Annotated in this window: 14 protein-coding genes and 1 pseudogene; 6 read left to right on the top strand and 9 right to left on the bottom strand. The window is 63.1% G+C overall.

What is annotated here, in order from left to right:
- Positions 1-249: 249 nt before the first annotated feature.
- Positions 250-828, bottom strand: coding sequence for a 5-formyltetrahydrofolate cyclo-ligase (locus EPO09_RS12495; protein ID WP_290643550.1), 579 nt, complete (start codon positions 826-828; stop codon positions 250-252).
- 98 nt (positions 829-926) lie between these two features.
- Here EPO09_RS12495 and EPO09_RS12500 point away from each other — a divergent pair, with 98 nt between their 5' ends.
- On the top strand, positions 927-3134 hold the full coding sequence (locus EPO09_RS12500) for a lytic transglycosylase domain-containing protein (protein ID WP_290643552.1): 2208 nt from the start codon (positions 927-929) through the stop codon (positions 3132-3134).
- A gap of 285 nt (positions 3135-3419) precedes the next feature.
- Here EPO09_RS12500 and EPO09_RS12505 read toward each other — a convergent pair.
- From EPO09_RS12505 to EPO09_RS12540, 8 genes and pseudogenes are all read right to left on the bottom strand, one after another.
- Positions 3420-3806 (bottom strand): annotated as a pseudogene (locus tag EPO09_RS12505) (barstar family protein); the annotation flags it as partial.
- An 81-nt stretch (positions 3807-3887) separates the two neighbouring features.
- Positions 3888-4223 (bottom strand): ribonuclease domain-containing protein, encoded by a 336-nt coding sequence (locus EPO09_RS12510; protein WP_290643574.1) that lies wholly within the window; start codon positions 4221-4223, stop codon positions 3888-3890.
- A gap of 356 nt (positions 4224-4579) precedes the next feature.
- On the bottom strand, positions 4580-6874 hold the full coding sequence (locus tag EPO09_RS12515) for an NADP-dependent malic enzyme (RefSeq protein WP_290643554.1): 2295 nt from the start codon (positions 6872-6874) through the stop codon (positions 4580-4582).
- A 61-nt stretch (positions 6875-6935) separates the two neighbouring features.
- Positions 6936-7703 (bottom strand): hypothetical protein, encoded by a 768-nt coding sequence (locus tag EPO09_RS12520; RefSeq protein WP_290643556.1) that lies wholly within the window; start codon positions 7701-7703, stop codon positions 6936-6938.
- A gap of 83 nt (positions 7704-7786) precedes the next feature.
- Entirely contained in the window at positions 7787-9565 is a 1779-nt protein-coding gene (locus EPO09_RS12525; RefSeq protein ID WP_290643558.1) for an ATP-binding protein, read from the bottom strand.
- Positions 9562-11457, bottom strand: coding sequence for an alkaline phosphatase D family protein (locus EPO09_RS12530; protein ID WP_290643560.1), 1896 nt, complete (start codon positions 11455-11457; stop codon positions 9562-9564). The genes EPO09_RS12525 and EPO09_RS12530 overlap by 4 nt, the downstream gene beginning before the upstream one ends.
- Positions 11454-15551 carry a GMC oxidoreductase gene (locus EPO09_RS12535; RefSeq protein WP_290643562.1) on the bottom strand — a complete coding sequence of 1366 codons (4098 nt, stop codon included), beginning with the start codon at positions 15549-15551 and terminating at the stop codon, positions 11454-11456. Before EPO09_RS12535 ends, EPO09_RS12530 begins: the two co-directional genes overlap by 4 nt.
- A gap of 64 nt (positions 15552-15615) precedes the next feature.
- Complete coding sequence (locus EPO09_RS12540) at positions 15616-16344, bottom strand: response regulator transcription factor (protein ID WP_290643564.1); 729 nt, start codon at positions 16342-16344, stop codon at positions 15616-15618.
- Between the two features lie 300 nt (positions 16345-16644).
- Between EPO09_RS12540 and EPO09_RS12545 the strand changes: the two genes are divergently transcribed.
- The 5 genes from EPO09_RS12545 to EPO09_RS12565 form a co-directional block, all read left to right on the top strand.
- The gene (locus EPO09_RS12545) at positions 16645-19065 is read left to right on the top strand and encodes a hypothetical protein (RefSeq protein WP_290643566.1); all 2421 of its coding nucleotides are present in this window, start codon (positions 16645-16647) and stop codon (positions 19063-19065) included.
- Between the two features lie 128 nt (positions 19066-19193).
- A complete protein-coding gene (gene thiL, locus EPO09_RS12550) occupies positions 19194-20204 on the top strand; it encodes a thiamine-phosphate kinase (RefSeq protein WP_290643576.1) in 1011 nt (336 codons plus the stop codon).
- Positions 20201-20776, top strand: coding sequence for a phosphatidylglycerophosphatase A (locus tag EPO09_RS12555; RefSeq protein WP_290643568.1), 576 nt, complete (start codon positions 20201-20203; stop codon positions 20774-20776). Before thiL ends, EPO09_RS12555 begins: the two co-directional genes overlap by 4 nt.
- A 4-nt stretch (positions 20777-20780) precedes the next feature.
- Positions 20781-21269, top strand: coding sequence for a CinA family protein (locus tag EPO09_RS12560; RefSeq protein WP_290643570.1), 489 nt, complete (start codon positions 20781-20783; stop codon positions 21267-21269).
- A 27-nt stretch (positions 21270-21296) separates the two neighbouring features.
- On the top strand, positions 21297-22350 hold a 1054-nt coding region (locus tag EPO09_RS12565; RefSeq protein WP_290643572.1), incomplete at its 3' end, for a hypothetical protein.

The raw sequence follows: 22350 nt of genomic DNA on the forward strand, positions 1-22350 counted from the left end.
GATACGGTTGAGGTGCTCACGGGGCTGAGTGTCACGCTGGTGGCGGATGCGGCTGTTGCAGCGACTGCCAGGAACGACACGGCGAAATGCTTGTAAAACTTCATGTTCACGTCCTTGTTTCGGTTGATGTGGGGCGCTGCTCCGGCTGCCCTCGAATTGAAGGCTCCGATGAGCCATGTCGCAATCTTCACCCTTGGCGCTCGATTAACGCATAGGGTTCTCTCGAAGTCCCCCCGAAACCGGGGGGCGTTAAGCGCTCCAGCTGTTGCTTTCTGTAAGTACCAGAACAAGGGGGATGTCATGGGCTTGCGGCGCCAGCACAGCCTGGTCGAGTTGGCCCAGATCCCATGCCACGCCCACTGCGGTGACATCCGGGTGAGCCTGCATGAAGCGATCGAAGTAGCCGCCGCCATAGCCCAAACGCCAGCCCTCGGGCGTGAAGCCGACGCAAGGTACCAGCACCACATCGGGGCGCACGGGTTTGCCATTGCTGGATGGGATCTTGCACTCGTCCTGGCAGTCAGGCTTGCCACCATCCCAGGCTCTGAACTGCATCTCAACGGGCGATTTGCGGGCGTAAGGCAAGGCCAGTTGGCACCCCCACTCTGAATGGGCTGTGGAAGCGAGCGCGCTTGGGTTAAATTCACCCTGCATAGGCCAGTACAAGCCCAGGCAGTCGGGTTCCAGTTGGGCAAGCACCGCCATCACGCGTTCATGCAGGGCTGTTTGAGCCTGAACGGCTGCGGGTGTGTTCATCCAGTCTCGGCGAGCCTGTAGCAGGCGTTGTCTCAGTTCGGCGCGCGTGGCGGGTGGGTTGTTCGTGGCCATAACAAAAGGTTACTCAATTGCGGATCTCTTATAAGTATGCGGCTCCTGGCGTACATGCCCTGTCAGCCTTGACCTTGGCCATGGGGCTGCTGGGAGGCATGACCCCATTGCATGCGGCGGTGGACGACACCACCGTGCAGGACGCGCGTGAAGCGCTGCGCGTGCGGGACAAGCCGCGACTCCTGGTAGCGCGCGATACCCTCCTTGCTGCGCACCACCCACTGGCGCCCTGGGTGGACTATTGGTATTTCCAGGCCCGCTTGATCGAAACCGGCCCGACCGAAGTGGACGAGTTTCTGGCGCGTTGGCCTGACAGCTACGTGGCGGACCGTGCGCGCAATGATTGGCTGCTGGAGTTGGGCCGTCGCCAGGATTGGCGGACCTTCCTGCGCATCCAGCCGGCCTTTCGCATGAACGATGACCGAGAGGTCAGTTGCCTGGGCGTGCTGGCGCGCTTCCAGACCCGCGCACCGATGGAAGGGCCTGGAGATTGGCGTGAACAGGCACGCCAGGCGTGGTGGGGGCAGAAGGACGCCGACTACGGGTGCGACGCGATGGCGCAGGCCCTGCTGGCTGCGCGCGTGCTGGAGCCAGCTGACGTCTGGCGCAAATTGCGTCTGGCCATTGAAGCGGACAAGCCCCGTGCGGTGCAACAAAGTGCCAAGCTCCTGGGTGACGTCATCAGCCAGGCTGTCAGCCGTGTGCTGACACAACCGCAGGCTTACTTGATGCCAACGGCGCGGCTCGCCAGCCTGTCGTCCTCCGCTGGTGATGAGCACAAGCACACGCCGGGTGCGTCCATGAGCGCCAGCCCCAAGGGTGGCAAGCACAAGGACAAGGGCAGCAAGGCCGGCAAACGCAAAGGCCGGGCGGCCAGGCCCGATCCCACGCCCGTGCCCTTGGCGCTGCCCGCCGATGCCGTCAGCGCCATGAACTTGCTGGCTTACATCCGCTGGACGGGCATGGACCCTCTGGCTGCCGCCACGGCGATAGACGACGGCGCACAGCGCGCTCGTTGGCGCTGGAACGCTGAAGAATCGGCTTGGGCCTGGTCTCAGTTGGGCCGGGCCACAGCCTGGAAGCTGATGCCCGAAGCGCCTGCCTATTTCGAGCGAGCCTTGGCCGATCGTGCTTTGGCGGCGGGCACGGGTGAGATGCGATTAACCGGTTCTCGCGTGGCGGCATCCTGGTCAGCCGAAACCCTGGCCTGGATGGCGCGTGCTGGTTTGCGGGCCGCCTCTGCGGGGCAGCCGGAGCGCTGGCAACTGGTCGAGCAGGCCGTGGATGCCATGGCGCCCGATCAGCAGCAAGACGGAACCTGGCTTTACTGGAAGGCCAAGGCTTTGCAGGGGCGGGCCAAGTCGGGCGCATCGTCTCCGTTGGTGGCCGACGGCCTGCGTCAGCAGGCGCGTGACCTGATGCAGCGCGTGGCCAACCCCATGACCTTCTACGGCCAATTGGCTGCCGAAGAGCTGCATGGTGTGCCCGCACGTGCGCCGGCGCGGCCTGCGGCCTTGTCAGAGGGGGAGCTGGCAGACGCCCGTGCGATCCCTGGCATCGACCGTGCCTTGCGCATGCTGGAGCTAGGCTGGCGTACCGAGGCGCTCAAGGAGTGGAACTTCACGCTGTCGTACGCCAAGCCGGGTGGCTTGAGCGACCGTGAGTTGATGGCCGTGGCTGAAGAAGCCTGCCGCCGCGAGCTGTGGGACCGCTGCATCAATTCCAGCGAACGCACGCGTCAGGAATTCAACCTGGAGCAGCGCTACCCGATGCCTTTCAAGCAAGACGTCCTGAAGGCTGCTGGTGAAGTCGGGCTGGATCCGGCCTATATGTACGGCCTGATCCGCCAGGAGTCGCGCTTCATCACGGTGGCCAAGTCGGCGGTGGGTGCATCTGGCCTGATGCAGGTGATGCCGGGCACGGCCGCGTGGACGGCCCGCAAGCTGTCCATCGAGTACCACCCCGGCTTGCTCATGGACCGCATGACCAATCTGCGCCTGGGCGCCGGTTACCTCAAGCTGGTGCTGGATGACTTTCAGGGGGCGCAGGGTTTGGCAGCGGCGGCTTACAACGCCGGGCCTTCACGGCCACGACGCTGGCGTGATGGGCCGCGCATTGACGCTGCAGCCTGGGCGGAAAACATCCCCTTCAATGAGACGCGTGACTACGTCAAGAAAGTGCTGGCCAACGCCACTGTGTACGGGCATTTGATCAGCGGCAAGTCGCTGTCTGTGCGCAACCGCTTGGGGGCCACGGTGGGACCAAGGGCACCGAATGCGCCGCCTTCAGAGGACGATCTGCCTTGATGTGGGGCGCATGAAGTAAAAAAACCGGGCCTGGTCTAGCGACCGGCCCGGTTTTTGTTTTGGCGCCGGGCTCGGTGAGCCGCTGACGCCCGCGTCATCAGACGCGATGAATCAAGCCGCAGCCAGCAGGGCCGAAGTGTCGAACACGCTGCTCATCGGGGGCAGGTTCATGATCATCGGCTGGGGTGCGTTCTTGGAAACCTTGACAGGCTTGACGTTCGGGTCGTTCTGGGCAATTTCAGCCTTGTCCCAGTTGCCTGCGGACTCTTTGCCCGACACGGCGATCGAGTAGAACACGCGGAAGGCGACCTTGCGCTCCGACCAGAAGTCGGCGGCGTCACGGAAGGCGTCCAGCAGTTGCTCGCGGGTTTCGCGGTCGCACTTGTTGCCGTCAGGGATGAGTTCCAGCACGACGACGAAGCCAGGCTGCGGGCCCGACTTGTGGACCAGGTCGGTCATGCAGTCGTACAGGGCGTCCAGGTTCTTGCCGAAGTGATCCGGGAAGAGGAAGTCGCGGGCAATGATGTCCAGCACGGCCTGCTTGTCCTGAGCGGCGCTCAGGTTCGTGTACAGGAAATGTTGGCCTACGGCATTGGCGGCCAGTTGCAAGTCTTCCGGGCGGAAGGCGCGGATGGATTGAACGATGTTGGGTCGAACGGATTGCAACAACATGATCGCTTGTGCCCCGGGATTCATGGAGGTGGTCATGGCCAGACGAGCAAAGTTAAAGGTCTAAGAAAAAAGAACGGCGCTTCAACGCTGTGGATCAATTTGCTGGAAGCTTTGATAGTGATCCGCAGTGTAGAAACAAGTTTCCGGCTGTCTAGTGTCTTTACCTCCGCAAACAATTCGTCGCGCGCCGCGATCGTGTTCGCCAGGGGTAGGGACGGTGTACTCATGATAGAAACCGCGCGGCTGACGGGGCAACTGGCGCTCGCGGTTGCCAAACACCACACCATCCTTGGCATACCGAAACGGGCCACCCGCAAAAATGCGGCTGTGGACGTCTTGGGCTTGCGCAGGAAGGGCAGACAGCGCGACCGACGACGAGGCGGCGCTTGTCTCTTGTGGTGCATGGCGACGGGCCAGTGCTTCCGTTGGAAGCGAGGCGGCCGCACAAACCAGGGCCACACCAGTCAGGAATGCAGCAGTCCACGAACGGGAGGTTCTGGCGACTGCAGCGGGGGCTGCAGATGTCAAGCCACAACCGCCTGACGAGGATTCCCTGTTGACTGTGCGGGGCACCATGATGCTGTGTTTCCAGCCTTGATCTGTCAGCAATGCAGCTCTTCGTTAAAGCCGTGACTGTATAGAAAACAGCCCAAAAGCTCAAGGCCCCGACGCCCGATTAGCGGGCGGAAGGGGCCTTTGCGTGGGGGGTTGACAGCCTGTGATATAAGCCCGCGCCCAGGCTGGGCGGGGCTTTCAGGCCGTTTTTTCGCGTTTCAGCGAACGGCGTTGGCGTCGGCCACGGTCATGGCCGTCATGTTCACGATTCGTCGAACCGTGGCGGACGGCGTCAAAATCGTCACCGGCTTGGCGGCGCCCAGCAGCACGGGGCCCAAGGCGATGTTGTTGCCCGCTGCGACCTTGAGCAGGTTGTAGGCGATGTTGGCTGCGTCGATGTTCGGGCAGACCAGCAAATTGGCCTCGCCGCTCAGCGTGCTGCGTGGCATCAGTTGCTGGCGATAGGGCTCGTCCAGCGCCGTGTCGCCGTGCATTTCGCCGTCGATCTCCAGCCAGGGGGCTTGTTCCTGGATCAGGGCCAGGGCTTCGCGCATCTTCACGGCCGAAGGCTGATTGCTCGATCCGAAATTCGAGTGCGACAGCAGCGCCGCCTTGGGGCGCTGGCCGAAGCGCATCATTTCCTCTGCGGCCATGATGGTGATCTCGGCGAGCTGTTCGGCCGTCGGGTCGTAGTTGATGTGGGTGTCCAGCAGGTTGACGGTGCGGCCCGGCAGGATCAAACCGGTCATGGCCGCATAGGTCTTGACGCCGGCGCGCTTGCCGATGACCTGGTCGATGTAGTGCAGGTGCAGGGCCGTAGAGCCCCAGGTGCCGCAGATCAGGCCGTCCACCTCGCCCTTGTGCAGCAACATGGCCCCGATCAGGGTCAGGCGGCGGCGCATTTCGATCTTGGCCATCTGCTCGGTCACGCCTTTGCGCTCGCCCAGGCGGTGGTAGGTCTGCCAGTACTCGCGGTAGCGCGGGTCGCTCTCGACGCTGATGACGTCCACGTCGCGACCGGGTTTGAGGCGCAGGCCGAAACGTTCGATGCGCTGGGCGATCACTTCGGGGCGGCCGATCAGAGTCGGGCGAGCGATGTTTTCGTCCACCACGATCTGGGCGGCGCGCATCACGCCTTCGTTTTCACCTTCGGCATAGGCGATGCGCTTGTTCTTGGCGCGCTTGGCCACGCTGAAGATGGGCTTCATCGTGTGGCCGGAGGCGTAAACGAAGCTTTGCAGCTTTTCGCTATACGCAACGAAGTCCTTCACGGGACGGGAGGCGACGCCGGAGTCGGCCGCCGCTTTGGCCACGGCCGGCGCGATCTTGATCATCAGGCGCGGGTCGAAAGGCTTGGGAATGAGGTACTCGGGGCCGAAGCTCAGCGATTCGCCGGCATAGGCTGCGGCCACCACTTCGTTCTGCTCGGCCTGGGCCAGCTCGGCAATCGCGTGCACGGCCGCGATTTCCATCTCATCGGTGATGGTGGTCGCGCCGGAATCCAGGGCGCCCCGGAAGATGTAGGGGAAGCACAGGACGTTGTTGACCTGGTTGGGGTAGTCCGAGCGGCCAGTGGCCATGATGGCGTCGTCGCGCACGGCCTTGACCTCGTCGGGCAGGATTTCGGGCGTGGGGTTGGCCAGGGCGAAGATGATGGGCTTGGCGGCCATCTTGGCCACCATGTCGGCCTTGAGCACGCCGCCGGCAGACAGGCCCAGGAAGATGTCGGCGCCTGCGATGACCTCGCTGAGCTTGCGTTGATCGGTCTTCTGGGCGAAGGCGGCTTTGTCGGGGTCCATCAGTTCAACGCGGCCTTCATAGACCACGCCGGCCAGGTCGGTTACCCAGATGTTTTCGCGGGGCACGCCCAGCTTGACCAGCAGTTGCAGGCAGGCCAGGGCAGCGGCGCCAGCGCCGGAGGTCACCAGCTTGGCGGTCTTGATGTCCTTGCCAACCACTTTGAGGGCGTTGAGCAGGGCTGCGCCCACCACGATGGCCGTTCCATGCTGGTCATCATGGAAGACGGGGATCTTCATGCGCTCGCGCAGCTTGCGCTCAACGTAGAAGCAATCGGGTGCCTTGATGTCTTCGAGGTTGATGCCGCCGAAGGTGGGTTCCAGCGAGGCGATGATCTCGACCAGTTTTTCGGGGTCTTTCTCGTTGATCTCGATGTCGAATACATCGATGTCGGAGAACTTCTTGAACAGGACGCCCTTGCCCTCCATCACGGGCTTGGCGGCCAGCGGGCCGATGTCGCCCAGGCCCAGCACGGCCGTGCCGTTGGTGATCACGGCCACGAGGTTGCCGCGGCTGGTGTACTTGAAGGCGGCGGCGGGGTTCTCGACGATCTCCTCGCAAGGTGCGGCCACACCAGGGGAGTAGGCCAGGGCCAGGTCGCGCTGGTTGGTGAGCTGTTTGGTGGCCGAGATGGCCACTTTGCCGGGCGTCGGGAACTCGTGGTACTCGAGTGCGGCTTTTTTCAGCTCGGCGCGTTTTTCTTCTGGAGTGGTCATCGAGGGGGCCTTTGTGTGGCCCGAACAGGGCCTGGACCCCCGATTCTAAGAACTTTGGCGGTCAATTGCCGTTGCTTGTCAGGCCAATGAACACAGAGATCCAGGGCTTGTTGACAGATGGATCCTGCAGTTTGGACTGTTTGTCCAGGAAGTCTTTGCCGAAGGCAATACCGAACTGAAAGGCGTCGCTCTTGGAGCTGCGCAAGACCAGTCCCGCCGCAGTGGACAGGGCGCTTTTGGTCTCGGTGCCGCCGCTTGCAGGATCCGTGACGGGTACCAGTCCCAACCCGGCGCTGAAGTAAGGGGTCAGGGTGATGCCATAACTGGAAAGCACGCCAGTGCGCCAGCCTACATAGGGCGCGACAGTGGACGAACTGCTCACGGGCTTGTCGGCGCCGATGCGGAATTTGAAGGGGATCACCAGTGCACCGAAAGTGGCGCCCGTGCGGCGCACGTCGTAGTCATCGGTCAGCATGCTTTTGGGGATTGCGTATTGCACGCCCAGCTTGACGATGGGCGTGTCTCCGCACGCTTGGGCACCGTCGGGTTCGATTTCAATGAAGCGGACGAGAATGGTGTCGCCTCCGTCCTTGAACGCAGACAACTTGGAGTTGGCCGGGCCGCAATATCGTTTGTTGGCGTCGGGATCGTTAATGTCTTTAGGGATGTGTTTGGCGAAATGCGGTATCGCGACGTACAGCTTGAGGCGATCGCCGTCGAATTGGTTGGTACCGGAATTGGCATCGTCGCTCGCGCATGCCCAGAGTGGGGCAAGGCAGGACAAGGCGATGGCGAACTGGCGAAGGGTAGGCTTGGAGGAGAAGTTCATGATGGGCTCCGTGAAAATCCCAATCTATGAAAATTCCAGTGCGAATGCACTCATCTCCCGTCTAAACCAACGTTGAGGGGACATCAGATCGCGGCATCCAGGCTTCGCGCGATGGCGGTCATCAGCGCTTCAGGTGCCACGGGCTTGTGGAGAACGGGCAGGCCGGCAGCCTGTGCCTGCTTGAGCCGATCGGGGGCCGTGTCGCCCGTGATGATGATGGCGGGCAGATTGCGGAGGTGTTGTCTGAGCCGTTGAATGGCGTCGATGCCGTTTTCCTGTCCACGCAGCCGCAAGTCCGCCAGCACGAGGTCAGGTTGGCGGATCTGGATGTGCTCGAGGGCTTCAGCGATGCTCGATGCCAGCATGACCTCGCAGCCCATGCGTTTGAGCAAGCCCTGCATGCCGACGCGCACGGCCATTTCGTCGTCCAGTACCAGAACGTTGCACATCGGCATGGAGGGCTGGGCGTCGCGCGGGTCGATGGCCGGCACAGTCGCCGTTGGTATCGAGCCGCGGGGGATGGTCAGGGTGATGGTGGTGCCCTGTCCTGGCGTGGATTGGAGGTCCAGCTCCAGGTAGAGCAGGGTGGCCAGTCTTCGCACGATGGACAGGCCCAGCCCCAGGCCCCGGTTGCGGTCTCGCTCCGGGTTGTCGACCTGAAAGAACTCCTCAAAGACTTGTTTGTGCAGCGGCAGGGCGATGCCGCAGCCGGTGTCGCGGACGCAAACCTCGATGTGCTTGTCGTGCTCGATCGCTTCGATGTGGACGCTGCCTTGGTGGGTGTACTTGACGGCGTTGTCCACCAGGTTGTGCAGCACGCGACTGAGTTGTTCGTGGTCGCTGTTGACGATGAGCTGGGGCGCGCAGGCAATCGTCAGGTCGACGCCCTTTTGCTGAGCCACGGGCATGTAGGTGGTTTGAATATGTTCAAGCAGGTGTTGCAGCGGGAAGCTGCGCCAGTGCAGATGAACCATGCCTGCGTCAAGCTTGGACATATCCAGCAGCGTGTTCATCTGTGTCTGCAAGGAGGTCAGCGCCTGGTCGATGTGGTTGAGCAACTGGATGTTTTCAGGTTTGTTGACCTGCAATCGCAAGGTGGCAAAGAACAAGGAGAGCGAATGCAGCGGCTGCCTCAGATCGTGGCTGGCGGAGGCGAGAAACCGGGTCTTGGCGGCGTTGGCTGTTTCCGCTTGTTCAAGCGCCACGCGCAGTTGGTGATTGAGGCGTACTTCTTCAATGCGTTTGGCGATGGCTTTTCTGAAGGCTTTGAAGTTGTCGCGCGCCAGCCCGACCATCACCAGGCTGAATACCAGGAGAAGGGGGACCATGGCGCGGGCCAGCCACTGGTCTTCGCCATTGAACGGGGTGATGGACCAGCCCAGCATCAGCGCTCCCATGACGGGGCCTGCGTAGACCAGGTAGACGGGCAGGTAGCCGCCGGAGGTTCCGATGGCGCCTGTCGTCAAGCCCGCCAGAATCAGCGTGACCATCGTGCGCCCCAGATCGGACAGGTAGGGGAAGAACAGGACCGCAGCCGCGTTGGTCAGGGCATGCAGCCCGCGGAGCACTTGTGCAATGCGCAGCTTGCGCTGCGGTGTGGTGTGGACCCCGGTCAAGGCTCTGAAGCCCACTCTGCGTATCGCCAGCGTGGACCATTCGGCCAATACCCAGACGATGACGAGGACGTGCGGCGCGCGTGACCACGCTGCCGCGGCGATGATCACCGCCGTGAGGCCGATGGCCGGCCCTGTCCGTTGCGATTGCCTTTCGTAGAGCGAGACCAGTTCATCGGTGACGCCCCTGTCAATCTCGGCCTCAGGGGGGGGCTGGTGGGCGTCAACAGTTGGCGGTGGTGTCGTCATCCGGCAATGATGGTGGAAGTACTGGGCTTGTCAATCTGGATGCTCAGGGGCGCGGCCTGTTTCAGCCAGTCGGGCATGTCGGCTGTCGTTCGTTGCGGATCGCTGCAGACAAGGCTGATGCGCAATGCCTGGCCTGGCAGATCTTCGGGCGGGCTGTCGATCGTGATGAAGCCGTCGCCCATCTCGGGGAACCATGTTTCTACGCGGCAGTGATAGGCCGGAGTAGACGTACCAGACACGACAGATGAGGGCGTGAATGAGAACGGGCGCTGGCTGAAGTTGTCCGGCTTGGCGTTGGCAAAAGGATAGGGGGCATACAGGGCGGGTGCATGCACGCTGTGGATGACGGTGTCGACGGCGGGGGCCTCGTCTGTCGCGGCCCGGCTCAGCGTGATGCGGCTGATGCTGGCAAGGTGTTCGTCTCCGGACAGCAGTACCAGCTTGTTCAAGGCCAGATCGCAAATGGCGGCCAGCAAGTTGTACAGCGAGGAAGGGTAGCCGTCCCAGGCATCGGATTGCAGCGCGCTGGCTGGCGTGGCGCCGCAGGCGTCGATGCGCCTGGGCAGGACCATGCTGGGGCAGGCCAGGTAGCGCCAGGCATCTTTGGGTGCGGCCTGCAACCAGTTGACCAAATCGGCCCATTGCGGGGCGGACATGATGCGCGCCTTGTCGATGTTGAGGCTGTTGCGGACCTCGCGTTCTGTGCGTGTATTGGCCATGAACACCAGTGCGGGCTGGTGATCCGGGCCTATGGGGCCGTGAAGCCCGTCGGTGCCTGCGGTGCGGGATCGGTTGAAGCGATAGGCGCGATAGGAGGCCAGCCCGTCGTGCTTGAGCCTGTCGACATAGTCGGACGCCCGGCCTGCGCTGCCGTCATCCAGCAGGCTGGGGGCGTCCTTGGCAATGGGCGACCAGTTGTCGGCCAGCTCATGGTCGTCGATCATGGCTTCTATGCGGGCTTCGCTGACGAGGCCCCGCACGCAGCTGCTGCGTTGCCATTGGATGTAGGGGTCGCTGTGTCGGCCGTCTGAAAGTTGCGGGTCAAACAGGCCCGCTGTGGCATCGACATACACCTGGTCGCCAAGCATCAACATGAAATCGGGCCTGGATGCGCTGCAAGCGTAGGCCTGGGCGATGAGTGACAAGGTGCGTTCGCTGGGCGATGTCGCGTTGACTAGCTGCGGTGTGCGGTCGAGGAGGCCGCCCGGGTAGAGGCAACTGGTGAGCAGGAACCGCGTGGGCAGGGCGTCCGGCGCAGGTGCTTTGGTATGGGTGAGTTCGCTGTTGACGTGGAAGCTGGCGGTCTCCTGGGTATGCCACATGCCCTCCGGGGGGGTGATCAGCTCAGGCGGCACGTCGCGCAGGTGTGGCAGCTTGAGCGTGAGGTGGCCTGGGCCGATCAGGGTTTCGCGTTCGGCGGCGCGCACGGCCCGAACGATATCGTCAATCGCATCCTGGCTATGGGCGTAGGTGCCCTCTAGTTCGCGAAACCGGGATGCGGCGCCTTCGAGTTTCGTGAACACTTGCTGTTGCGTGAAATGCTCCAGCCCTTTTTCGTCGAAATCGCGGGGCTGTCCGTAGACGACATAGGCCAGCCAGTCGGCGCAGGGACTTTCATTGGCCCAATCGACATCGACAGCGAAGTCTGAAATGGGCAAGCGGCCATTGCCGGTCCAGACGGCATACCGGGCTTTTGCGCAGGCGAGCGGCAGGCCAATGTATGGTGCAGGGATGATGCCTGCAAACAGCGGGTGTCCGAATTGGGACTCGAAGCCCAATCGAAGGATGACGGTTGCCTGGCCTGTATCGTCCGTTGTGACGTGCGTGTCCGAGTACTGTGGCGGGCTGATGCGCACCGCTCCGAATGGGGGGGCTTTGGGGCTCGGGCTCATGATGCTGCCTCATTGAAGAAATCGGCCACGTGCGGGAAGACCTTGACGGGTGCCTGGCGACCGATCAGGCAATCCTGGTGCCCTAAGCCGGCGATGGGCTCGATCCGGTACTTGCCGGCGTAGGTGGCGTCGATGCCTGTGACGTACTCACGGAAGTCGTACAGCCCGCGGATGTCGGCCAGACCGTTTTCTTCGCCATGTACGGACATCATCTTGTCCAGCTTGTCGAGCACCTTTGAGATGTCATACGGCGTGACATAGCGGTTCATGCCGAAGCGATCGGAGATGACTGTGTTGCGCGCCAGGTGCAGGGCCTGGCTGAGCGTGTTGAGGTTCAGCGGGCCGAAGTGGTCGTCCATGAAGTCCAGTACAGGCTGGTCGAGCTCCCTGATGTTGAAGTCCCGTCCGTAGAGCGCGTCCATGCGTCGCCGGGTTCTGGCCCAGGGCGCGGTTTTCCAGGGCGGGAAGACGGGGTTCTCAATGTCGAACTCTTCTTCAGGGTAGGGGATGGTGGCCAGCAGGCGCTCCATCACCTTGTCGAGTACCTCGTTGGTGTCGCTGTCCTTGGGATCCGGCTTGAAGCGATAGGGCCCCAGGGGCAGGTGCTGGCGCACGTAGCGCATGATGTAGGCGCGCAGCAGATTGCCCTCTTTGAAACGCATCATGGGCGCGATCTGCGACATGCACAGCCGGTGGATCAAGGCGGGGGCGCCTGTGTCGGCCTGGCCTTGCATGCGTCGGATGGCCACTTGGCATCGGGGCGGGAGTTCGGCAATCGCATCGGGGCGGGCCAGCAAGCCCATCCACAACATGGCCGAACCCATGCAGTGCGCAAACACGTCGACCTGCTGCGTGCCGCAGGCATCGGCGATGTGGCTCAGGGCCAGGGGAATGTCTTTCTGGCCGGCGTCCTCGAAGGTCCAGGGATAGGTGGCGGTGGGCATGCCTGCGCTGGTTCGCATGTCGACAAGCCAGATGTCATGCCCCTGGTCCCATAGGTATTTGGCCAGGCCGGGTTGCACGGCATGGTGCGCGAAGGTCGTGCCGCTGGCGCTGTAGCCATGCAGCATGACCAGCGGGCGCGGACGGCGGCCAGCTTGCGCCGCAGGGTAGCGTGTCAGGCGCACGCGAACCGGTGTGCCGTCGCTCAAGGGCGCATCGACATCCAGTTCGGTGATCTGTGGGGGGGGCAGGCCAGGCACGAACCCAGGCAGGCGCACTGCTTCACGCTGCGGGCCTTCATCCACCGCGCGCATGGTCCAGACGTGGATGTTCAGCAGCATGCGCACAAACAGCATGGCCAGGCTGATGAGATCCATCAAGGCGGACGGCATATCCCGCTGCCGGGTGATGCGCAGCAGCGGCACGCCGATGTCGGCCAGGTAGGCCATGTTGAGCTTGAGCGTCGGTGGAGAGCACGCTGGCCAGCTCAGGCCAGGGAAGCGGTCGAGCGTCATTGTCATCAACTGCTCCCAAGGATTGCCTCGGCGGGAATAGGTCAGCTTCTTGCGCCCCTTGATGTGCCGTCCTTCCAGCATGCCCGGGGTGGCCCACGATGCATCGTGGGCCAGTACCTTGCTGATCAAGAGGTCGTACTCCAGCAAACGGACCTCACCTGCCCGGCTGGCCAGTGCCACGCCGTTGAGCACGCGCTCTTTGATGCCGGGCTCGTTCATGTCCGGTGGAATCATGCTGGTGAGGTGTTTCAGCGCCAATTGGGTGATGTCGCGCAGTCCCCGGTTCAGCGTCCAGGCCGCACCGGCCTTGGCGATCCGTTCCGGTGCGCAGCGCGGTTCGCGATGCAGGGCGTACAGATGGCCGTCGAGCTGCGCGTTCAGCAGCACCCGGCCTTGCTCCCACACCTTGTGTGCGGGTACGCCGGGTGGCAGACCGCGAGGATCGATGACCCTGACAAAGCTGTGTGCCGGGTTGACCTTGAGTGTGCGTCTGGCGGGGCTGCCTTGCAGCAGCGTCGAGACCGCCACCTCCTGGAACCGCAGGGTGATCTCAACCTTGTATGGCCCAACGTCTCCCCGCATCTGCTCGGAGATCTCGATGTGGGTGGATATGGGAGCGGGCAGCGGTGTGGCTGTGGCGCGTGGCCTGTCACGAGGCTCGCCCGGCTCAGATGGCGGGTGTGGCTGGCCCATTTGCTGACCCATGTGCCATTGCGCCATCAAACGCTGGATGGCCCGATCGGCCAGGGTGGCGATGGTCAGCGAGGGATTGATGCCCAGAGAGGTGGGGATGATCGAGCCGTCCAGAACGACCAAACCGTCATGGACGGCATCGGGTGTGGCCTGGCCCGGTGCAAAAACCTGGCCGATTTCATTGACCACGCCATCCGTCACCGACGAACCCATGGGACAGCCGCCCAAGGGATGGGCTGTGAAGAGCGGGCCGCGTTTGCCATCCACCAGGAACTCCATGTTCTTGGGCACAGGCTTCCAGCCCGGGTTGGGCAGCAGTGTGCCGCCCATGCCCGAGTTGGCGCACAGCGCCTTCAACTCATCCAGTTGGGTATCAAAGCGGGGGTCTTGGCGCAATTGGGGCCATGAGACAGTCACGGCGCTGTCGCTGGGCAGGAAGGGCGTGTCCGATGGGGGCTCATCGCGTTTGCATTGACCTTGCACCAACTGGATGCGGCCTTGGGCGGTGTCGTGGCCGATGATGGCCAGCGGGAAGGTGCGCCGCAAACGGTCGGGGTGCATGGACATGGGGTCGCCCGCCTGATCGTCGCTCTTGTGGGTGCTGAGGTCCATCTCGCCGAGCTGGTGCACCGCGTAGGCTGTCGTATTCAGCTCGCAGAAGATCCGCTCCAGAGCGGCGGGCACCGCCAGATCCTGCACCACATATTGCGCGTGCAGCGGCTTGTCCAGGTCATCACGGCGGTCGATCATGCCTGTGATGGTGGGTCCGACATCGCGCTGTGCGTGGGCCACATGTTCGCTGGCGATGGCGGAGATGTCCTGCTTCTGGTCGTAGGCGGCCATCACCAGATCGCCGTTGGCCGAGAAGCGCTCGCCCAGTACATCCGAGAGGGCCAGCCCTTGTTGCCGGGATCTCAGCAAGATGCCGGTTGAGCCGAACGTGCCGGCCGCCACGATGACCTTGCCGGCCCGGATCTGCATGAGTGGGCCGTGGCGCCATTGCATCTGCGGATCGGTGTGTTGAACGTGCACGATCCAGGATGAGGGCAGGGCATCGGTCGGATCGCCCTTGCCGATGTGCATCACGGTTGCGCCGGTAAAGAGGCGCACGCCGCGCCGCGCCGCGCTGGCCAGCAGATTCGTATCCAGCGAGATCTTGGCGCCTTGGTTGCATCCCGTCGCGCAATCGCCGCAGCGGTTGCAGGCAGACAGGCGAACCTGATCGGAACTCAGGTCGCCGTCTCGCATGGCCACCGTGATGGGCGTGGGTTTGAACGCGCTGCGGGTCTTGTCGGAGCCTGTGCTGATCTTCTTCAAGGCCTCAAACTTGGCGAGTGGCCGGTCCTGTCGGGCGATGGTGTTGTCGCCCACGCCGTCTGCTGGTGCCGCGCCCAATCTGATCATCATGGCGCGGGCTAGTTGCTGCAGGTCCGACTCGTCCTGCGCGATGGTGCGGGGCCAGGGGGACTGCCTGAACACGGCCGGATTCGGCCAGGCCATGACGCCTGCGTTGATCAAGGACCCGCCGCCCAGGCCATTGGCCACCAGGGCGCTGACGTCGTCGCTCACGCGAACGTCAAACAGGCCGCAACGGTTGCCTTTGGTGTTGAGGTTATGGGGCGTGTTGAAGCGCACGTGCACCGGAGTTTCCGCCAATTGGTTGGGGAATTCGCCAGGCAAATAGGCCTCGCCGCGCTCCAGCAGCCAGATCCTGGCAGGCGAGCCTTCGCGGCCATCAAGGGTGCTGCTCAACGCGGCTGCGCACACTGCGGCGCCGTAGCCGCTGCCGACGATCAGGACATCACAGTCCAGGCCGGTGCGCGGGTCCGGTGCAAAGCCCTCTTGTGCATGGGCCATGCGATATTGAAGGTCCGCCAGCCCCTCCGATATCCACTGACGTTCGCCGTACGCCGATTCATTCGACGACGCATTTGCCTTGCTCATTCTCACGTCCTTGTTGATCGAGGACAGTGCTCGGCACTGCTTGGCGATGCGCCATTCTGTGCGCTCAGTCTGCCTCGATCGGTGGTTTGTTGATGGGGGCCAAAACCCCGAAGAGATTCATTTCATGCGCCCGGTACATGGCCTGCGCCCGGTTGCTGACACCAAGCAATTGATAGACCGCCCATAGATGGGCCTTCACGGTGCCCTCGGCGATGCCGATTTCGCGTGCGATCACCTTGTTGGGTTTGCCTTGCAGCAGGCAGCGCAGCACGGCCAGTTGGCGCGGACTCAGGTCTCGGGGCCACGTGGGGCTGGGCGCGGCGCCGGCCTCACCCGATATCGTGCTCAGATGATTCGGGTGCCCCGGGCTGTGATGGTGTGCCGCCGCGGATGACTGCAAGGCGGCCGGAGGCAGGTAAGTGCCCTGCGCCAGGACGAGCCGCAAGGCATGGGTGGTGACGCCAGGGTCGGTGCTTTTGGGCACATAGCCGGCTGCGCCGTGCTGGATCGCGGCCTGTATGGAGCAGGAGGATTCGTCGCCGGAGACCACGACCACCGCCGCCTCTTCAAACAAGGTCTTGATGCGCAGCAGGGCATCCATCCCGGACAGGCCTGGCATCTGCAAGTCCATCAGCACCAGGTCGAAAGCCTGTCCGGCCAATGCCTGGGCATCTTGCACCGAAGCGGCCTGTTGCACGCTCACGGCAGGGTCGAGCCCGGTCAACAGGCCTTTGAGCCCCTCGCGAAAGAGGGGGTGATCGTCAACGATAAGGACACGGACACCAGGGTTCATGAGGGCATGTTATCGACGAATATCGGCAACGAGCCATGACTAAACGTCGGTTTAGCCAAGCGATGAGTGTGTGCCTGCAGGCGCCTTGACGCGGTACGGGCGTCCATCTAGCCGTCAGGTTAGCACTGCAACATGACGGGGCGCATCACCCCGCGCTTTCCCCTGTGCCGGTTTAAGCCTTAAGCGGGTGGTTTAGGCCGAGATTAGGCCAAGAGGCCGATTGAGCTTCCGATTGCATCTCCAGATACTGCCGGCCATGCGCTGCAACTGATGCGGCGTCGTTCAACCTGGGAGTACGTGATGCATGAATTGGAGCGATATCGAAAGGTACGGCACGTTGCGGCAGCCGTGGCGCTGTTGGCATTGAGTGCGTGTGGCGGTGGAGGCGGCAGCAGTACGGATGCGCAGGCGCAGCCTTCTTCTACCAAGGCAACGGTGTCGGGTGTGGCGGCCAAAGGCCTGCTGCGCCACGCGTTGGTGACCGCGTACCTGCCGGATGCCAAGGGACAGCCCGGGCAGAAGCTGGCCGAGGTGGTGAGTGACAGCAGTGGGCACTACACCCTGACGGGCCTGCCGGTCGGGCGAGCGATTCTGGTTGTGGCCAGTCGCAATACCGACCCCGCCTCGCCGACCACGATGGCGGACGAGGCCACCGATCAGGACGTACCGGTTCCGACGGGATTCGAACTGAGCGCAGCCACGGTGCTGGGCGGCAATGGCTTGTCCGACAACCTGCTTCAGATCACGCCATATTCGACCATGGCCGTCGACAAGGCCAGGCAGTCCGTGGCGACGGCGGGGCAGTTCGATGCCACAGCCGTGGGCAAGGCCAACGCAGATATCCGTCGCTATGTGGGCTTCGATGTCTTGGGCGATGCACCTGTGTTCGATGAAACCGGCCATACACCGGGCAATGCCGCCGCCTTGGCGCTGGCCTCCGTGTCCACATTGGCGAAGTCACAATCCGTAGAGACTTGCCCCTCCCTTGCAGGCTTGACCGATGCAAAGGCCATCACGGCTGTGAAGACACAGTGCCAGGTGGACAGCCTGCGCAAGGCGGGGACCAGCGACGACGCCGTGAGGGCCAAGCTGGACGAAGCACGACTGGCGACCGCGAGCCAGGAGGCCTATGTCGGCCCTCTGCCGCCAGCCCCTGCATTGCAGACCGTTGCGCTCAAGGACGTGCCCGTCGGCGACATCGATGCCACCAAAGCCTTGACGGCGTACCTGCGCAGCGACGTGCCGTTCATCGTGGGCAGCACAGGTGACACACTGAATACCCGTGTGCAGCAGGTGCAAAAAGACCTTTCTGCGGCGATCAATCCGCTTGACAGCGCCAATGTGCGCCTGCTCGATGCGATCGTTCATGCAGCCAATCTGTATGCACAACGCGAGTACGGCGCACCCACCAGCAGCACGCGTTTCGACGGGCAGGGGCGCCAGATTGGGTGCACGTTCTACACGGACAAGACCTACGCCATTGAGGCTACCGTGCCCTCCCAACGCGAGACGCAAGTCTGCCGTGTCAGTTACGCCTACAAGTTGAAGACACCCGCGACACCTGACTCGCCTGCCGTGTACAGCGCCTTGCAGCACGCCATCTTCATGGAGCCAGGTGATTTCTCTGACGCGGCCGGGGGCGGTTTTGCCGACTTCAAGTTCCGCACATCCCTGCTGTGGCAGGACGGCTCCTTCGCGCCCAATGGCAGCTTCGAGCCTGACTGGCAACACGGCCAGCGTGTGATGCTGGCGGCTGGTGGCGGCACTGAACCGTTCACATCGACACTTGTTGCCACGGTCAGGGGCCAATGGGTGGTTGATGCCAGTGGCTCGGACTACATCACGCGCTTGAGCATCACGGGCGACCTCGCGCCAGCCTATGAGCGTGTGCAAAACGTCATCCAGGCCAAAGGCATCAAGACCATGGCAGACCTTGTGCTGGCTCCTGACGCGAAGGCCAATCAGCTGAGCAAGCTGGGCATCACGGGTGGTTTCAGCGCCGTGGCTGCCGACGGCAGTGTGTCGTCCATCAAATTGCTGGACGGTAGCGCCATTCAGGGCTGGTTGACCTTGCCTGATTTCTCGGATGCCCAACTGCTGGCCAAATCCGATGACTTGTCCGTGCACCTGGTCTTGCAGGCGGCAACCGCGTCAGGCAGTGTGATCCGTGGCTCGTTGGACTTGAGTCATTTCACTGACACCGCCTTGGCAGCTGGCAGTGGTCTGACGACGTCAGAGCGCATTGCGCAACAGCTCAACATGCCCGCACAGATGAGCTTCAGCGGGGTGCTCGCAAGCGGTGGCCAGAACGTCTTCAGTGGTGCGCTGGCTGTGACCATGGAGGGCCTGAGTACCTATGACGTGACACAGCCGATTGAAAACAGTGCCGTGACGATCACGCTCAAGATCAACGCGACCGTTCAAGTGCCCAGCAGGCCGGATCTTGCGCTCAAGGATCTGACCTTGGTTCAGAAATCCCATGCGGTGGCCATTTCGGGGCAGCTTGAGCAGGGCAGTTTGTGGGTGCATGCTGATGGCAAGCAGGACGCCAATGGCGTGATGAAATTGAATCTGCTCAGTGACAGCGGCGTCAGTCTGGCGATCGATTCCAGCAGCGCCACGGGCCGATTCTCCTTGATGCGCGGCGGCAACGAGGTGGGCCTGCTGGACAGCCATGCGGGGCAGATCAGCTACGCAGATGGCAGCTATGAACGGTGGTGAGCGGGGCGTTTGAAACCTGACCCACCGGGATAAGCCTCACAAAGGCATTTGCTCAGGGATTTCTCGCCCGCGCACCAAAGTGTGCGGGCGAATTTCTTTTCGTTTGGCCCGACAATCTGCCAATGAGCATGGGTGAATTTGATCTGATCGAGCACTACTTCTGGCGGCCTTCAGGCCAGGGGCCGCGACGTGCCGTGGTGGGCAATGGCGATGACTGCGCCGTGATCGCGCCGGGGCCGGGCATGCAACTGGCCGTGTCCACGGACACCATGGTGGAGGGGCGGCATTTTCTCTCCACGGTTAGCCCGGCGCGACTTGGGCACAAGGCCCTGGCTGTGAACCTGTCTGATCTGGCCGCATGCGGCGCCTCTCCCATGGCGTTCACACTGGCGCTGACACTGCCCCGTGTGGACGAAGCCTGGTTGCGTGGTTTTGCCAAAGGCTTGCTGGATCTGGCCGATGAGCACAACTGCGAGCTGATCGGCGGGGACACCACGGCAGGCCCTTTGAGCATCGGCATCACGGTGATGGGCGAGGTGCCAGCGGGGCAGGCTTTGTTGCGCAGTGGCGCCAAGCCCGCAGACGACATCTGGGTCAGCGGCTTTCCCGGCCTGGCGCGGCTGGCGCTGGAGGCTTTTCGCGGCACCCTTCACCCTGCGCTGAGCGGTGATGCGTTCGAGGCCGCGCGATTGGCCATGGAACGGCCTGATCCCCGCGTCACCCTGGGTGTCGGTTTGCGCGGCCTGGCCAGCGCAGCCATTGACGTGTCCGATGGCTTGTTGGGCGATCTGGGCCACATCCTCAAACGCAGCAAGGTGGGTGCCTCCTTGTGCCTGGATGCCTTGCCGGTTGGTGCCTGGCTGGCCGACCGCACGGTGGACGAGCAACTCGACTGCATCCTGGCCGGTGGCGATGACTATGAACTGGTGTTCACGGCGCCGCCTGAGCATCGCGCACGCATCATCGAACTGGGCGCAAGCCTGGGCCTGGTGCTCAGCCGCATTGGCCACATCGAGGTCGAGGCCGAGGCTGGCTTGCGCTTGTGGCGTGGCGAGCTCGACGTCTGGCCCGAGGACCCGGCCAGAGCCGCCGTGGTCAATCGCTGGACTTCGTTTGATCATTTCAGGGGGGCCGCATGAGCGACGCACAGGCACCACGTCGGGCCACGGTGGGGCTGCTGTTGAGCCATCCCGCGCATTTCATTGCATTTGGTGCGGGCAGTGGGCTCAGCCCCAAAGCACCGGGCACGGTGGGCACGCTCTGGGGCTGGCTGAGCTTCGTGGCCATCAAGGCGGCATTGGGCACGGGTGCACATGCCGATCTCATCTGGGCGGGCATTCTGGTCATCGGCTGGTTCGTGGGGTGCTGGGCATGCACGCACACGGCACGCAGCTTGCGCGTGGCCGATCCGGGTTCTGTCGTGTGGGATGAGATCTGGGCCTTCTGGTTGATGCTGTGGATCATCGATCCTGTGGACTGGCGCGGGCAACTGGTGGCCTTTGCCGTGTTCCGCTTTTTCGATGCAGCCAAACCGGGCCCAGTGGGTTGGGCTGATCAGCTGTTCAAGCTCAAGCCCGGTCAGCAGATCGGGTGGGCGCAAGGTCTGGGCATCATGTTCGACGACCTGATCGCGGCTTTGTGCTCGATGCTCATTCTGGCGATTGCGGTGGCCGTTCGGCAAGGCGGCGTGAGCGCAGCCTTGATGGGGTGAGCGTATGGACACGAACGACTCTTTGGGTCTGGTGCAGACGTTGGCAGAGCGCCTTCAGGCCAGAGGCTGGCAAATGGCCACGGCCGAGTCATGCACCGGTGGCCTGATTGCCGCTGCCTGCACGGAACTTGCGGGCTCCAGTGCCTGGTTTGATCGTGGCTTCGTGACCTACAGCAACCAGGCCAAGACCGATCTCCTGGGGGTGGATGCCGATTTGATCGCCACGCATGGCGCGGTCAGCGAGCCGGTGGCCCGCGCCATGGCCGAGGGGGCCGTGCAGCGCGCCGGCGTGCAGATTGCCGTGGCTGTGACGGGTATCGCCGGCCCCACGGGTGGCACGCCAGACAAACCGGTTGGCACGGTCTGGCTTGCGTGGGCCGGGCAGGGCCTGCACACACGGGCGGTGCGCGTCTGTTTTGACGGCGATCGAGCCCGCATCAGGGCGCAGACCTGTGAGGCTGCGTTGAGCGGCTTGATTCAAGCGCTGTCCTGAACATGTTTTGTATTGGCTGGTAAACACATGAAGAATTCATTCAGGCAGGTGGCTTGGGTGGCAGGCCTGGTTTGCGCCATGCCAGCCATGGCGCAACAGACCCCATCAACAAAGTCTTTGCTGGCCGGTGTCTATGTGCAGGCAGAAGTAGAGGCCTGGTCCAACGGCCTGCCTGTTCTGGAGCTGGACGGCGACTGGGGCCATGGCTATGAGCGTCGCTCAGGCATGCAGCGGGCTTATGTGGTGGGGCGCGCGGAAGCCGGTGCGGCTTTTCGCCTGCCTTTGCTGGCCACTGACGAGCCCTGGCGCATGGGTGTCCTGACGCGCCTGGACGGCAGCGCGCGTGCTTCGGGTGAAGCGGCGCAAGTGCTCTACCACTATCAGAGCCAGACCAATCCCGATCAACCCGTGACCTACAACGTGGATACCAACACGGTCTACTGGCGCGGGCGTGGCGTGGCCTTGCACGCGCCGACGCAGTCATGGGCAGGGTTCAAGCTGGACATGGGCTGGGATCACATGACCTTGCAGCGCATGCGGTCCCTGCAGACGCAGGGCGCCGTGAGCTACAACGCCGATGACAGCTACACCTATCAGGGCACCTTGCGTGATGACAATGCCCAGGCGACCCAGTACTTTCTGGCGCCACCTGCGGCCAAGGGGCAGGGCGATGCCTTGTCCTTCAGCCTGTCATGGAACAGGCCAGATGGCGATGCAGCCAGGCCGGCCTGGTCGCTGATGCCTGACAAGTTCAAGTTCAGGATGGACGATGTCTGGTCCCGCCTGAGTTGGGCTGGTGTCAATGGCGACGATGCCGTGCTCAACAGCAATGTCGCGACCCGAACGCCGGATGGCTACATCGAATACCAGGCGGCGATCAATGGCGTGTACACCCGCAGAAGCCTGATTGAACGCATTCCGATGAGCACCCAGATTCAGATGGCCTGGGCTCGGGAGGCGGGTGAGGTGTCCCTGCGCATGAAGAACCGTCTTGGCATGTGGCAACACTGGTTGGGGTGGCAGCAAAAGGGCGATGTGGCCTGGCGCGTGGAAGCTGAACCGATGGCCGGCGCCGTGTTGC

The organism is Aquabacterium sp. (assembly GCF_004297345.1).
Taxonomy (GTDB): domain Bacteria; phylum Pseudomonadota; class Gammaproteobacteria; order Burkholderiales; family Burkholderiaceae_C; genus Aquabacterium.

Excerpts from the sequence above, each read along its gene's own strand:
- EPO09_RS12495 (WP_290643550.1), bottom strand. The coding sequence starts at position 828 with ATGGCCACGAACAACCCACCCGCCACGCGCGCCGAACTGAGACAACGC.
- EPO09_RS12500 (WP_290643552.1), top strand. The coding sequence starts at position 927 with ATGACCCCATTGCATGCGGCGGTGGACGACACCACCGTGCAGGACGCG.
- EPO09_RS12515 (WP_290643554.1), bottom strand. The coding sequence starts at position 6,874 with ATGACCACTCCAGAAGAAAAACGCGCCGAGCTGAAAAAAGCCGCACTC.
- EPO09_RS12520 (WP_290643556.1), bottom strand. The coding sequence starts at position 7,703 with ATGAACTTCTCCTCCAAGCCTACCCTTCGCCAGTTCGCCATCGCCTTG.
- EPO09_RS12525 (WP_290643558.1), bottom strand. The coding sequence starts at position 9,565 with ATGACGACACCACCGCCAACTGTTGACGCCCACCAGCCCCCCCCTGAG.
- EPO09_RS12530 (WP_290643560.1), bottom strand. The coding sequence starts at position 11,457 with ATGAGCCCGAGCCCCAAAGCCCCCCCATTCGGAGCGGTGCGCATCAGC.
- EPO09_RS12535 (WP_290643562.1), bottom strand. The coding sequence starts at position 15,551 with ATGAGCAAGGCAAATGCGTCGTCGAATGAATCGGCGTACGGCGAACGT.
- EPO09_RS12540 (WP_290643564.1), bottom strand. The coding sequence starts at position 16,344 with ATGAACCCTGGTGTCCGTGTCCTTATCGTTGACGATCACCCCCTCTTT.
- EPO09_RS12545 (WP_290643566.1), top strand. The coding sequence starts at position 16,645 with ATGCATGAATTGGAGCGATATCGAAAGGTACGGCACGTTGCGGCAGCC.
- thiL (WP_290643576.1), top strand. The coding sequence starts at position 19,194 with ATGGGTGAATTTGATCTGATCGAGCACTACTTCTGGCGGCCTTCAGGC.
- EPO09_RS12555 (WP_290643568.1), top strand. The coding sequence starts at position 20,201 with ATGAGCGACGCACAGGCACCACGTCGGGCCACGGTGGGGCTGCTGTTG.
- EPO09_RS12560 (WP_290643570.1), top strand. The coding sequence starts at position 20,781 with ATGGACACGAACGACTCTTTGGGTCTGGTGCAGACGTTGGCAGAGCGC.